Source organism: Sphingomonas sp. (assembly GCF_019746015.1).
In the GTDB taxonomy this organism is placed as follows: Bacteria; Pseudomonadota; Alphaproteobacteria; order Sphingomonadales; family Sphingomonadaceae; genus Sphingomonas.
Genome location: NZ_JAIESM010000005.1, coordinates 43,494 through 56,955, shown reverse-complemented (window position 1 = coordinate 56,955; position 13,462 = coordinate 43,494). Strand labels below are relative to the sequence as shown.

Sequence of the window (13,462 nt, the reverse complement as noted above, 5' to 3'; positions counted from 1 at the left end):
GCGGCGCTGGCGAAAAAATCTGTGCGGGGGCCAAAGCGGCAGCGGGGGCGGCAGGATTTTGCCGGCAGCGGCAACGCGCTGCCCCGGCACCGGCAACGCCCGGCAACCAGCCGCGCGCCAAGGGCCGCCCTGCGCAATTGGCCCGGGCCTTGCTTATAAATCGGGCATGACGCGGATCGACACGATTTCCAGCCTGGCGCCGTTTGTTGATCCGGCGGCGCTCGGCATCGTCGCAGGGGGAACGGTGGCTGCCGTTATCCTGCGCACGCCCGCGCGCGACCTTGCGCGCGCGATCGGCGCGCTTCGGGTGCTCGTCCGCCACAATTTCCGCGCCGATCCGCTGATTGAGCAGGTCGGCGCCTTTGGCCGGATTGCCGCGCGCCACGGCGTGCTGTCGCTCGACCGGTCGGTGATTGCCGATCCCGATGTTGCCGCGGCCGTTGCCGCGATTGTCGACGGGGGCGACGCCGCCGCCGTCACCCGCGTGCTGAACGAGGCGCGGCTGGCCCGCACCGAGCGCCACCTGGCCGCCGCCGATATGTGGGCGGGCGCGGCCGACATTGCCCCTGCGATGGGAATGGTCGGCACGCTGATCGGCCTTGCCGAAATGTTCCGCTCGATGACCGACCCGTCCGCCATTGGCGGGGCGATGGCGGTCGCGCTGCTGTCCACGCTTTATGGCGCGCTGATCGCCAATCTCGTCGCGCTGCCGATTGCCGGCCGCCTGCGCCGCGCCGCGCGGGTGGAGGCGTTCGAGCGGCTGCGCATCGAAGCGCCGCTGCGCGCGCTCGCCGTGCGCGAGGCGCCGCGCCGCCGGCTGGGAGCGGCCGCATGACCAGTGATTTCTTCCCCGATACCGCGCCCGCGCGCCCGCTCTGGCTGGTGACGCTCGCCGACCTTGCGCTGCTGCTCGTCGGCTTTTTCGTGCTGGTGCTGGCGATGCAGGGCAAGAATGAACGCGCGCTCGCCGCCGGTATCCGCCAGCGTTTCGGCGGCGCGGTCGCCGCCGCCAAGGTGCCGACCGATCCCATGCCGGTCGCAGCTGCCGCCATCTATGACTTTGCCCCCGGCAGCGCCGAGCCGCCGGCAAGTGCTGTGTCGCTCGCCGCCTGGGTGCGGCAACAGGCGTCGGACTCGCGCATCGTGGTGAAGGTCACCGGCATTACCGACGGTACCGCCGCAGATGTGGACCCGATTGCCCGCAGCGGCGGCCTGCTCGCCGCCGATCGCGCGCGCGCGGTGGCGATCGCGCTCACCCAGTCGGGGGCGCTGCCGGCCGACCGGGTGCGCATTGCCACCATTGTCCAGCCCGGCAAGCGGGGCGTGGTGCTGACGACATATTTTGCCGGGGGGCGGCAATGATTTGCCGGCCCGGCCAGACGCGAATGGAGAGACAGATGCGTGCGCTTGCTGCAACCCTGCTGATCGCCCTGCCGGCGCCCGCGCTGGCCCAGGCCTATCAGGATACCGCGATGATCGACCGGGCCGTGGCCAATTTCACCGGCCACCCGATCGGCAGCGAGGGCGGTGCACGCGCGCCGGTCGATGCACGGCTGCGGCTGGCGCCCTGCCCGATGGCAACCGTGGCCTGGCGCGCGGCCAACCACGATTCGGTGGTGATCAGCTGCCCGGCGCCCGAATGGCGCATCTATGTGCCGGTGCTGATGCCCGCGACCGCGCAGAGCGCACCCGCAGCGGCGGCAGCGCCGGTGCCCGCGCCCGCCGCGCGGCCGGCCTATGTCATCCGCCGGGGCGACCCGGTGACGGTGTCGGTGAACGCCAACGGCTTCTCGATCACGCGCGACGGCGTGGCGATGGGCGACGCGCCCGTCGGCGGCCGGTTTCTGGTCGATGTCGACGGCAACCGCAAAGGCATTCAGGCGGTGGCGCTCGATGCCGGGCGGGCGACGCTCCCGGGCTATGGCGAGTGAGCCTGGTATCTGGTTCCTGATCCGCTCCGGCCCGCTCCCCCACCCGACCTCCCAGACGATACTGCCGATGGGAGGTCGGGTGGGGGAGCGGGCTGGCACCGCCTCCGACCCGCCGCGTAAATTTTTTTGCAATTTCCTCTAAAGCCAATCTTAAGCCGGTCGTTCTTCCCTTTGTGGCAGCAACACGAGGGTGGTGACATGGTCGACCCCATCAGTGCAAAGCCGGTTCGCCCGGCACGTGTGACGAAGGTTGAGGCGCCCGTGGCGGCGCCTGCCGGTGCGCGCATTGCCACGGTTGAGGATGACGCGACCCCGTCGCTCAGCGTCCAGGCGCTGGCGCAGGAGCTGGCGGCCAAGCCCCCGGTCGATGCCGAGCGCGTCGCCAAGATCCGCCAGGCGATTGCCAACCAGACCTATCCCATCCTGCCCGAGACGGTCGCCGACCGGCTGCTCGCGCTCAAGCTGAACTGGAGGCCGCAATGAGCCGCCGCGACGCGCTGGTGAAAGTGATCGAAGCGCTGCATGCCGAGATCACGGCGCTGAAGACCAATGACGTCGCCGCGCTGGAGCGGGCCACGCAGGACAAGCTCGCCAGCATCGACGCGGTCGCGCAGCACGACCATGAGCCGATGACCGCCGACATCCAGGCGCTGGCGCATAAAGCGCACAAGCTCAACGAGACGTGCCGCATCTATGTGAACCTGATGAGCGCCAATGTCCGCCGCCGCCTGCAAGCGCTTGCCGGTGATGCGGCAGGGTCTTACCGCCCCGGCGGTGCCGCTGCCGGCTATGGCGGCTATGCGGTGGCCTGAACGGGTTTAGGTTGCCGGAGCGAAACTAGCCCGCACCGGCCCGCTCCCCGACCCGGCCACCCATCAGGATAGCTTCGTGGGCGGCCGGGTGGGGGAGCGGGCCGGCGCCGCCAAAAAACTGGCACGATGCTTGCTTTGATTGCCCTGCAAACAGGGGCAATCGAGTAGGCCGGTCATGAGCGTTACGCCAATCGCCAGCAGCCAGGGGCTGGTACAGTCCGCAATCCAGCTGGCCTCTGCCAAGACGGGCATCGATTTCAACTATCTGCTCGGCCAGGCGCAGGTCGAAAGCGGCCTGAACCCGGGCGCACGCGCCGGCACGTCGAGCGCGCGCGGGCTGTATCAGTTCGTCGAGCAGAGCTGGCTTTCGGTCGTGAAGAAGCACGGCGCCGAACATGGCCTGGGCTGGGCGGCGGATGCCATCCAGCCGGCCGGCAATGGCCGCATGGCCGTGACCGACACCGGCACGCGCCGCGCGATCCTGGCGCTGCGCAACGATCCGCAATTCGCTTCGCTGATGGCGGCCGAGCATGCCGCCGACAACAAGGCCGGGATCGAGGCGAGCATCGGCCGCCCGGCAACCGGCACCGATCTCTACATGGCGCACTTTCTGGGGCTGGGCGGCGCGCGCAAATTCCTGAAGGCGCTGGAGACCAATCCCGATCGCGCCGCCGCCGGCATGTTTCCCGCCGCTGCGGGTGCCAATCGCGCCATTTTCTATGGCGCCAATGGCCAGCCGCGCAGCGTGGCCGAAATCTATCAGCGCTTTGCCGCCAAGCTGGACAAGGGCGCCGATGCCGCCGGCGGCACCGGCCTTGCCTCGTCAACGCTCGGCCCGCTCGACCCCAATGCCGAAGTGATTGCCGGTATGGGCGAAGACACCGGCAACGCGCTCGCCTGGGCGCGCAGCACGCTCGACCAGCTCGCCGGCGCGCGCAGCGACCGGCGCGGTACCGCCATGCTCCGGCCGACGCCCGATACTGCCCGGCTTGCCTATCTGACGCTTGCCAGCCTGGGTGGCCGCTGATGGCGGGTTTCGCCCTGCCGCGTGGCAATTACGCAGTGATCGCGCGCGGCGCCGCGCTGCCGGTCGCCATCCTGCTGCTGGTGGTGCTGATGGTGGTGCCGATCCCGGCGGCGCTGCTCGACCTGTTCTTCATCATGAACATCACCATCAGCCTGGCGGTGCTGATGGTCGCGCTCAACGCGCGCAAGCCGCTCGATTTCTCTGCCTTTCCCAGCGTGCTGCTGTTCGCGACCCTGTTCCGTTTGTCGCTCAACGTCGCGTCGACGCGCGTCGTGCTGGTGCACGGGCATGAGGGCGAAAGCGCCGCCGGCCATGTGATCGAGGCGTTCGGCACCTTCCTGATCGGCGGCGACTATGTCGTCGGCCTGTTCGTGTTCGCCATTCTCGTCATCATCAACATGATCGTGGTGACGAAGGGCGCGGGCCGCGTGTCCGAAGTGTCTGCGCGTTTCACTCTCGATGCCCTGCCCGGCAAGCAGATGGCGATCGATGCCGATCTGAACGCCGGCCTCATCACCCCCGAAGAAGCCAAGGCGCGCCGCGTCGAAGTGGCGACCGAGGCCGATTTCTACGGCTCGATGGACGGTTCGTCCAAATTCGTGAAGGGCGATGCGATTGCCGGCCTGTTGATTCTGGCCGCCAACGTCATCGGCGGGATGATCCTGGGGCCGATGAGCCACGGGCTGACGCTCGCCGACGCGGCGCAGACCTATGTGCTGCTGGCGATCGGCGATGCGCTGGTCGCGCAGATTCCGTCGCTGATGCTGTCGATCGCGGCCGCCGCCATCGTCACCCGGGTCACCTCGTCGCAGGATCTGGCCGGCCAGATCGGCAGCCAGTTCGCCTCGCCGCGCACCTGGACGCCGGTCGCCGCGATCCTCGCGCTGCTGGGGGTGATGCCGGGCATGCCGCACCTCATCATCCTGCCCGCCGCCGCCGTTGCCGGCTTCGTTGCCTGGCGCACCTATCAGACCGCGCGGCGCCCGCAGCCGGTGGCCGAAGCCCCCGCCGCACCGCCCGCCGACCCGGCGAAGATCGGCTGGGACGAAGTGGCCGACACCATCCAGGTCAATCTCGACATCGGCTATGGCCTGGTGCCGCTGGTCGACGAACGGCGCGGTGCGCCGCTGATGGGCCGCATCACCGGCGTGCGCCGCCAGCTGTCGAAGGAGCTCGGCTTCGTGGTGCCGCAGGTGCGCGTGCGCGACGATATCAACCTCGCGCCCTTTGCCTATCGCATCATCGTCGGCGGCGTCGTGCTGGGCGAGGATCAGGCGAGCCCCGACGAGATGCTCGCGCTCGACACCGGCCAGGCCTATGGCGAGCTGCGCGGCAAGCCGGCCAAGGACCCAACGTTCGGCCTCGACGCGACCTGGATTTCGCCCGCCGATGCCGATGCGGCAACCGGCATGGGCTATCTCGTGGTCGATGCCGGCACCGTGATCGCCACGCACCTCAACCACATTCTCGGCGCGAACGCTGCCGACCTGCTGGGGCCGGACGATGTGCAGAGCCTGCTCGACGGGCTGAAGGAACGCGCCGCCAATCTGGTCGCGTCGCTGTCGCCCAATCCGGTGCCGCTCACCACGCTGACCCAGGTGCTGCGCGCGCTTCTGGCAGAGGGCATTGCGCTGAAGGAATTCCGCCGCATTGCCGCCGCCATCGCCGTCGCCGCACAGAAAACGCTCGACCCCGAGGAGCTGAGCGAGCTGATCCGGCCCGAGCTTGGCCCGCTGATCATCCAGAAACTGTGCGGCGTGCGCGAGCCGCTGCGCGTGATGACGCTGGAAGGCCAGCTCGAGGCGCTGCTCGGCCAGGCGGTCCGCTCCGACCCGGCGCGGCGCCACGTGATCGAGCCCGAGCTCGGCCGCCGCATCCTCGATGCGCTGCAGCGTGCGGCCCAGCCGCTGATCGCCGAGAGCAAACCCTTCGCGCTGGTGGTGCAGCCCACCATCCGCCTAGCCATCCGCAAATTGGTGAAGACCGTGATGCCAGACACGCCCGTGATGAGCTTCTTTGAAGTGCCTGAAGACAAGGCCGTCGAAGTGGTTGCCGTGATCGGCGCACCCGGAGCATTGCAATGAACGCGATCGCCCATCAGTTCGCCGGCGCCCAGCCGCTGACCTATCGCCGCGGCGCGGCGCCCGATCTGGCCGCGCTGGCCCGGCGCCACGCGCCGCTGGTGCGCCGGCTCGCCTGGCATGTGCATGGCAGCATGTCGAGCGCGGTGGAGGTGGAGGATCTGATCCAGATCGGCCTGGTCGCGCTGGTCGAGGCCGCGCAGACCTTCGAGGATCGCGGTCAGGTGACCTTCGAGCAATATCTCGTCACCCGCGTGCGCGGGGCGATGATCGACGAGCTGCGCCGCCAGGCGACGCTGACGCGCGGCGCGATGCGGCGGCGCAAGGCCTATCAGGAAACGGTGGCCGCGCTGACCAACGAGACCGGCGCCCGGCCCGACGAGGCCAGCATCGCTGCCCGGCTGGGCGTGAGCACCGACAAGCTGCGCACCGATTATGCCGCCGCCGAGCCGGTGATCATGGCGCCGCTCGACGATGTCTATTCCGACGAATCGGCGCTGTTCGCCAGCGACGAGGCCAATGCCTTCGACCAGCTGGCCGAAGCCGATCTGCGCGAGGCGCTGGTCGCCGCGATCGCCGCGCTGCCCGAGCGCGAGGCGCAGGTGATCCAGCTTTACTATGTCGAGGAACTGAACCTGGAGGAAATCGGCCAGGTGCTGGGCGTGGGCTCGGCGCGCGTCTGCCAGATCAAAAAGGCAGCGCATGACCGGCTGAAGCGCGCGCTGGCCCGCCGCATCTGATCCAGACCCTTCGCCGGATTGCATAAGAAAACCCCGGCCGGGCGCCTTGCCTGGCCGGGGGTTTTCGAGTCGGGAAGAGTCTTTTTCAGCTTCGCTGAAACGGCCCCGGCCCGCTCCCCTACCCGGCCTCCCAACGGCAGTATTCTATGGGAGGCCGTCGGGGTCCCCACAAAGTACTACTTTGTGGGGTGCCCCCGGGTGGGGGAGCGGGCCGGCACCGTCACCGTTTCAGCTAAAGCTGAAACCAGCCCTAGCGCAGCAGCTGCATCACGCCCTGCTGCGACTGGTTGGCCTGCGCCACCATCGCGGTCGATGCCTGGCTCAGGATCTGCGCCTTGGCGAGCGCCGTCGTCTCGGTCGAGAAATCGACATCCTCGATCCGGCTGCGCGCGTCGGACAGGTTGGTGAGGTTGTTGGTCAGGTTGTTGGCGGTCGACTGGAGCCGGTTCTGGGTCGCACCCAGCGCGGCGCGTGCCGTGCTGATCGCGCCGATCGCCGTGTCATAATCCGCCAGCGCCGCGCCAGCGAGGGCGGCCGGCGTGGCGCCGAAGGTCATCACCGTGGTCAACCCACTACCCGCCGCATCGAGCTGGGGCAGCGATACCGTGATCACATCGGTCGCCGTGGCACCGGCCTGGAGGTCAATATCGTTGGCGGCGGTGGCAAACAGGTTCACGCCGTTGAACTGGCTGTTGGCGACAATCGCGTTGATCTGGCTGGCGAGCGCGTCCTGCTCGGCCGTGATATTGGCGATGTCGGTGTTCTGATAGGTGCCATTGGCGGCCTGCACCTGCAGTTCGCGCATGCGCTGCAGCATGTTGCCAATCTCGCCCAGCGCACCTTCGGCGGTCTGCATCAGCGAGATGCCGTCATTGGTGTTGCGGATGCCCTGCGCCATGCCGCGGATCTGCGCGGTCATCGACTGGGTGATCGCGAGCCCTGCCGCATCGTCCTTGGCGGAATTGATGCGCTTGCCGGTCGACAGGCGTTCCATGCTGGTCTTCAGCATTTCCGCCGCATCCACCGACGCGTTCGACGCGCGCAGCGCGCTCATATTCGCTCCGATAACAGACATGGTCATGTCCCCTTCCTGAGGCACCGGAAAAACCCCGATGCATAGTTCCCCTGTCTTGGTAAACGACCGTAAACCGAAATGTTTAAATAAAATTGCAGATCAATTGCGGCGATGATCCTGCGATTTCTACGATGTTTTATTGCCCGAAAACGAAAACCCCGGCCGCGCATGGCGACCGGGGTTCGTTGCCCCTCTGGCGAAGGGCTGGTCGCCCCCGCCCCAGGAAGGGGGGAGGGCGGGGGCGTAGCCGATATTAGCGCAGCAGCTGGAGCACGCCCTGCTGCGACTGGTTGGCCTGACTCAGCATCGCGGTCGACGCCTGGCTCAGGATCTGCGCCTTGGCGAGCGCCGTCGTTTCGGTCGAGAAGTCGACGTCTTCGATGCGGCTGCGCGCGTCGGCCAGGTTGGTCGCATTGTTGGTCAGGTTGTTGACCGCCGACTGCAGACGGTTCTGCGAAGCACCCAGGTCTGCACGCGCGGTGCTGACGGCGGCGATCGCCGTGTCATAGTCAGCCAGCGTCGCGCCGGCCACGGCCGCCGGGGTTGCACCGAACGTCACCACACCAGCGAGGTCACCGCCCGCAACGTCGAGTTCGGGCAGGTTGATGTCGATGGTGTCGCTGGCGGACGAGCCCGCCTGGACCGTGATCGTGTTGGTCGCGGTCGAGAACAGGTTCTTGCCGTTGAAGTCGGTGTTTGCGATCACCGAGTTGATCTGCGCGGCAAGCGCATCCTTTTCAGCGGTGATGTTGGCGACGTCGGTGGTCTGATAGGTGCCGTTGGCAGCCTGCACGGTCAGTTCGCGCATGCGCTGCAGCATGTTGTTGACTTCTTCCAGCGCGCCTTCCGCGGTCTGCGCCAGCGAAATGCCGTCATTGGCGTTGCGGATGCCCTGGTTCATGCCACGGATCTGCGAGGTCATCGACGAAGCGATGGCGAGGCCGGCCGCGTCGTCCTTGGCCGAGTTGATGCGCTTGCCGGTCGACAGGCGCTCCATGCTGCTCTGCAGCATCTGGGTCGCCTTGGTCGAAGCGTTCGACGCGCGCAGCGAGCTGATGTTGGTCCCGATAACAGTCATTGTCCGATCTCCTGTTAGTGACGTTTGTTCCGCCGCCCCCCCACCGGAAGACTGCGCCGTCAGCAGGGAGAACGACCCTTTGCGGAGCGGATTAAGCGATTTCGTTCACGCCCACGTGCAACCCCCTGCCGGCAGTGATTTGCAGGCACACGGAACGCCAATAGGTGCGGCACGGCGGCAACAGCGGAAAAAACTTGCCGTTTCGCGGCCGGAATTAACCATCGGTTTACCACGAACGCCGCATCACGAGCAGACCAATGGGGGGCATGATGCGTTCGATCTTTCCGTCTGCGGCCGTAATCCGCCAGAAATATGCGCTCGTCTCGTCGCTGCGCGCGCAGGGCTTTGCGATCGGCTCGTTCGAGGATGGCAAGCCGATGCCCGGCGCGATGTATCTGATCGCCGACGGCGAAGTGCCACCGGCCCCGGCCCGCACCGTGATTGCCGGCACCGAAGGCCGCTTCATCCAGCCCGGCCGTGATGGCGCCCCGTCGCGCATTGCCTATCCGGCCGAAGAAGCGGCAATCGGTGATGCCTTTGTCCGCGCGCTGCTCGCCGGGGCCGAAGCGCCGACCGCCGCCGATCCCGAGAGCCTCGCGCTCTATGCACTGGCCGAACGCGTTGCCCAGGCCGACATCACCGTGCCCATCAACGGGCCGACCGGCACCGGCAAGGAAGTGCTTGCCCGCACCATTCACCAGGCATCGGCGCGGCGCGATGGCGCGTTCGTTGCCATCAACTGCGCCGCACTCCCCGAAACCATGCTCGAGGCATTGCTGTTCGGGCACCAGAAGGGCGCGTTCACCGGCGCCTCCTCGGGCGGCGAGGGGTTTTTCCGCGCGGCCGATGGCGGCACGCTGCTGCTCGACGAAATCGCCGAAATGCCGCTCAACCTTCAGGCCAAGCTGCTGCGCGCTCTGCAGGAGCGCGAGGTGATCCCGCTGGGCGCCTCCACCCCGGTGCCGATCGACGTGCGGGTGATCGCCTGCGCCAACCGCGATCTGCAGGGCGAGGTTGCCGCTGGCCGGTTCCGTGCCGACCTTTATTATCGCCTCTCGGTGTTTCCGCTGGCCACCAAGCCGCTGGCCGAGCGGCGCGAGGATATCCCTGCGCTCACCGCAACGCTGATTCTGCGCCATGCCGGCAACCGTTCGGTGGTGCCGTGGCCCGATGCAAGCGCGGTTGCGGCGCTGCTGGCGCATGACTGGCCCGGCAATGTGCGCGAGCTGGAAAATGTCATCCAGCGCGCGCTGCTGTTCGCCGGCGGCGACACCATCACCGCCGACCACATCCTGTTCGACCGCGCGGCAGCACCCGCGCCGCGCGTTCAGGCGCCCGCGCCCGAAACGCTGAGCAACATCGTTCAGATGAGCGAGTTCCAGGCGATCCGCGAGACGCTGGCCGCCTGTGGCGGCAGCCGCGTCGAGACCGCGCGACGGCTGGGCATTTCCGAACGGACCCTGCGCTACCGCCTCGCCAAGGCGCGCGAGCAGGGCGAGGACATCACCCGTTTCAACGCTAGCAAGGCGGTGTCGGCATGAGCGTGAATGGTATCGGCGGCGGCGGCATCGACCGGGTGCTGGCGCTGCGTGCACAGATTCTGGAGCGCAACCAGGCGCTGCAGCGTGCCAACCAGCAGGTAACCGGCGTGCCCGGCGCTGCCCCCACGGCAGCCCCCGCCAAAAGCTTTGCCGCGACGATGCAGGACGCGCTGCACTCGGTCAATCAGACCCAGACGCGCGCCAGCGAGGCGAGCAGCGCTTATGAACGCGGCGAAACCGTCGACATCGCCAAGGTGATGCTGGCGCGCCAGGAATCGTCGGTGGCGTTCGAGGCAACGCTGCAGGTCCGCAACAAATTGCTGTCCGCCTACAAGGACATCATGAGCATGCCGGTGTGAGATAGATGAGCACAGAACTCGCCCCCGCTTCGCCCTCGCTCGCCCCCGTGGCAGAGCGTTTCGCCAACCCGCTGGCGCAGCTGCGCGGCCTGATCGCCCAGCCGGCGGTCCGGCGCAGCCTGCCGCTGCTGTTCATGCTGGCGCTGGTCGCTGCCGCTGCCGGTGCGTGGATGATGCTGTCCACCCCGCCGCAGAAGACGCTGTTCCAGCAGCTGCCCGATGCCGACAAGGCCGCCGTGGTCGCAGCACTTGAGCAGGCCAACATCTCCGCCCAGGTTGATCAGGGCACCGGCGCAGTGACGGTCGGCGAGGATGACTTCTCCCGCGCGCGGATGCTGCTCGCCAGCCAGGGCCTGCCCAAGGCGGCACCCGGCGGCTATGCCATTCTCGACCAGCTGCCGATGGGCGTGAGCCGCGCGGTGGAAGGCGAAAGGCTGCGCCAGGCGCGCGAGACCGAACTGGCCCGCTCGATCCAGGAAATAGACGCCGTCGCCGAAGCGCGCGTCCATCTGGCGATGCCCGAGGCCAGCGTGTTCGTGCGCGACAGCGCAGCGCCCACCGCTTCGGTGATCGTAAAGCTTCAGCCCGGGCGCAGCCTGGCCGAGGCGCAGGTGTCGTCGATCATCAACCTTGTCGCCTCGTCGGTGCCGGGAATGAAGCCCGACGCCGTCACCATCGTCGACCAGATGGGCGCGCTGCTGAGCCATGCGCCCGGCGAAGACGGCGGCTCTGCCGCTGCGCAGGCCCGGATCGACTTCCAGCGCCGGATCGAGGAGAAATATCGCCAGCAACTCGCCCAGCTGCTGACGCCGCTGGTCGGTGCTGGCAATTTCTCGGCCGAGGTGCAGGCCGATGTCGACCTGGACGAAACCCAGGCGACGCGCGAAAGCTATGACAAGCAAGGCGCGCTGCGTGCCGAGCAGGGCAACTGGTCGTCCGAAAAGGACGGCGCCAATGCTCAGCCCGGCGGCATTCCCGGCGCATTGTCGAACACGCCCACCCCGGCGGCGACCGTGACACCGGCGCCGAAGACGCCGCCCGCCGCCCCGGGCACGACGCCTGCCAACCCGGCGCCCGGCACCAACCCGCCGCCCGCCGATACCGCTGTCGCCGCCGCCGCCGCGCCCAAGACCGCTGAAACCTTCACCCGCGCTTATGATCTCAACAAGGAAATCTCGGTCACCCGCGCGGTGCCGGGGCGGATCAAGCGCCTGTCGGTCGCGGTGCTGCTGCGCGACCCGGAAAAAGGCCGCCCGCGCAGCCCGGTCGAGATCCAGCAGATCAATCAGCTGGTGCGCACCGCCGTCGGCTTCGACCAGACCCGCAACGACCAGGTGACCGTGATCGCCCGCAAGTTCGCCGGCCCCAGCGCGCTCGACAAGGCCACCCCCTGGTATGAGGAAGGCTGGGTTGCGGTTGCCGCGCGCAACGGCACCGCCATCCTCATCGCGCTGATGGTGCTGCTGTTCGGGGTGCGCCCGATTGCCAAGGGCCTGATGAAGAAGCGCGACGAAGCGCCTAAGGCAGGCGTCCCGGCAGGGCGTGCTTCCGGCGGGGCGGCGGCTGCCCCGGGCATGACTTCCGAGGGATTCATTCCGGCCCCAGCCGACCCGACGGCCCCCGCCGAACCGGTCGACGAGCGCGGCCAGCGCGTGCCGGTGTCGATCGAAATGCTGCAGGATGCGCGCAGCTATGACGAGCGCGTCGGCATGGTGCGCGGCTTCACGCGCGACAACCCCACGCGGGCGGCGCTGGCCGTGCGCGACATGATCCGGGCGGATGCAAACTGATGGCTGATATCGAAACCCAGGTGGCAGAAGCGGTCCGCCAGTATAGCGGCGTCGAACGCGCGGCCGTGCTGATGATGCTGGTCGGCGATGACGAGGCGGCCGAGATCCTGCGCAAGCTGGAGCCCGACGAGGTGCGCGAGCTGGGCAAGGCGATGTTCGCCGTTGCCGATGTGAGCGAGACCGAGGTCGAGGCCGTGCTCGACGATTTCGTCGAAAAGGCGCGCGACCGCACCGCGATCGGCTTTGACCCGCGCCCGCGCATCGAAACGATGATGAACCGGGCGCTGGGGCCGGAAAAGGCGGAAAGCGTGCTTGCCCGCATCACCCCGGCGCAGGATGCCGGCGCGCTCGACCTGCTCGCCTGGCTCGACACGGGTGACATTGCCGCGATGATCGAGAAAGAGCATCCGCAGATCGCCGCCGTCATCATCGCCAATCTCGACCCCGCTACCGGCGCCAAGCTGCTCGAGATGCTGCCCGACGCGGTTCAGCCCGACGTGCTCCACCGCATCGCCAAGCTGGGGCCGATCACGCCCGAGGCGATGGACACGCTGCGCGCGATGCTGTCGCGGCGGATCAGCGCCGGGTCGAGCGGCACCGGCGTGATGCTGGGCGGCACGCGCGAGGCGGCCAAGATCATGCAGTCGGCGCGCAAGGCGACCGAGGCCCGGGTGATGCCCAAGCTGGCCAAGATCGACCGCGAGGTTGCCCGCGCGATCGAGGAAGCGATGTTCGTGTTCGAAAATCTGCTCGACCTCGACGACAAGAATCTGGGCACGCTCATCCGCAATGTCGATGGCGACATTCTGGTGCGCGCGCTCAAGGGTGTGGACGAGCCGACCCGCAACCGCTTCCTGGCCTGCATGTCGGCGCGCGCCGCCGACGGCATCCGCGACGAGCTGGAAGCGCGCGGCCCGATGCGCCTGTCGGAAGTGCTGGAGGCGCAGAAGGCGATGATCCAGATCGCCCGCACGCTGGCCAAGGACGGCACGATCATGATGGGCGGCGGCGACGACGACTATGTCTGA

At 68.0% G+C, this 13,462-nt stretch carries 14 protein-coding genes; 12 read left to right on the top strand and 2 right to left on the bottom strand.

What is annotated here, in order from left to right; all coding sequences use genetic code 11:
- Nucleotides 1-166: 166 nt before the first annotated feature.
- The 8 genes from K2Y03_RS00635 (at nt 167) to K2Y03_RS00600 (ending at nt 6,591) form a co-directional block, all read left to right on the top strand.
- Nucleotides 167-835 (top strand): MotA/TolQ/ExbB proton channel family protein, encoded by a 669-nt coding sequence (locus K2Y03_RS00635; RefSeq protein WP_294087423.1) that lies wholly within the window; start codon nt 167-169, stop codon nt 833-835.
- Complete coding sequence (locus K2Y03_RS00630; protein WP_294087422.1) at nt 832-1,362, top strand: flagellar motor protein MotB; 531 nt, start codon at nt 832-834, stop codon at nt 1,360-1,362. The genes K2Y03_RS00635 and K2Y03_RS00630 overlap by 4 nt, the downstream gene beginning before the upstream one ends.
- A gap of 35 nt (nt 1,363-1,397) precedes the next feature.
- Complete coding sequence (locus K2Y03_RS00625; RefSeq protein ID WP_294087416.1) at nt 1,398-1,931, top strand: flagella basal body P-ring formation protein FlgA; 534 nt, start codon at nt 1,398-1,400, stop codon at nt 1,929-1,931.
- Nucleotides 1,932-2,129: 198 nt separating this feature from the next.
- Nucleotides 2,130-2,414, top strand: coding sequence for a flagellar biosynthesis anti-sigma factor FlgM (gene flgM / locus K2Y03_RS00620; protein ID WP_294087415.1), 285 nt, complete (start codon nt 2,130-2,132; stop codon nt 2,412-2,414).
- On the top strand, nt 2,411-2,743 hold the full coding sequence (locus tag K2Y03_RS00615; RefSeq protein ID WP_294087414.1) for a flagellar protein FlgN: 333 nt from the start codon (nt 2,411-2,413) through the stop codon (nt 2,741-2,743). The genes flgM and K2Y03_RS00615 overlap by 4 nt, the downstream gene beginning before the upstream one ends.
- 175 nt (nt 2,744-2,918) lie before the next feature.
- The gene (locus tag K2Y03_RS00610; RefSeq protein ID WP_294087412.1) at nt 2,919-3,770 is read left to right on the top strand and encodes a transglycosylase SLT domain-containing protein; all 852 of its coding nucleotides are present in this window, start codon (nt 2,919-2,921) and stop codon (nt 3,768-3,770) included.
- Nucleotides 3,770-5,854 (top strand): flagellar biosynthesis protein FlhA, encoded by a 2,085-nt coding sequence (gene flhA, locus K2Y03_RS00605; RefSeq protein WP_294087411.1) that lies wholly within the window; start codon nt 3,770-3,772, stop codon nt 5,852-5,854. The genes K2Y03_RS00610 and flhA overlap by 1 nt, the downstream gene beginning before the upstream one ends.
- A complete protein-coding gene (locus K2Y03_RS00600; protein ID WP_294087410.1) occupies nt 5,851-6,591 on the top strand; it encodes a sigma-70 family RNA polymerase sigma factor in 741 nt (246 codons plus the stop codon). Before flhA ends, K2Y03_RS00600 begins: the two co-directional genes overlap by 4 nt.
- Nucleotides 6,592-6,841: 250 nt before the next feature.
- Here the strand turns inward: K2Y03_RS00600 and K2Y03_RS00595 are convergent, their stop codons facing one another.
- Entirely contained in the window at nt 6,842-7,666 is an 825-nt protein-coding gene (locus K2Y03_RS00595; protein ID WP_294087518.1) for a flagellin, read from the bottom strand.
- A 253-nt stretch (nt 7,667-7,919) separates the two neighbouring features.
- A complete protein-coding gene (locus tag K2Y03_RS00590) occupies nt 7,920-8,744 on the bottom strand; it encodes a flagellin (RefSeq protein ID WP_294087409.1) in 825 nt (274 codons plus the stop codon).
- A gap of 269 nt (nt 8,745-9,013) precedes the next feature.
- On the opposite strand from K2Y03_RS00590, the gene K2Y03_RS00585 reads away from it, so the two are divergent.
- The 4 genes from K2Y03_RS00585 to fliG are packed head-to-tail and all read left to right on the top strand — an operon-like array spanning nt 9,014 to nt 13,462.
- Nucleotides 9,014-10,285: a sigma-54-dependent Fis family transcriptional regulator gene (locus K2Y03_RS00585; RefSeq protein ID WP_294087408.1), complete on the top strand. Its 1,272-nt coding sequence runs from the start codon at nt 9,014-9,016 to the stop codon at nt 10,283-10,285.
- A complete protein-coding gene (gene fliE, locus K2Y03_RS00580; RefSeq protein WP_294087406.1) occupies nt 10,282-10,644 on the top strand; it encodes a flagellar hook-basal body complex protein FliE in 363 nt (120 codons plus the stop codon). Before K2Y03_RS00585 ends, fliE begins: the two co-directional genes overlap by 4 nt.
- 5 nt (nt 10,645-10,649) lie before the next feature.
- Nucleotides 10,650-12,434: a flagellar basal-body MS-ring/collar protein FliF gene (gene fliF, locus K2Y03_RS00575; RefSeq protein ID WP_294087405.1), complete on the top strand. Its 1,785-nt coding sequence runs from the start codon at nt 10,650-10,652 to the stop codon at nt 12,432-12,434.
- Nucleotides 12,434-13,462: a flagellar motor switch protein FliG gene (fliG, locus tag K2Y03_RS00570; protein WP_294087403.1), complete on the top strand. Its 1,029-nt coding sequence runs from the start codon at nt 12,434-12,436 to the stop codon at nt 13,460-13,462. Before fliF ends, fliG begins: the two co-directional genes overlap by 1 nt.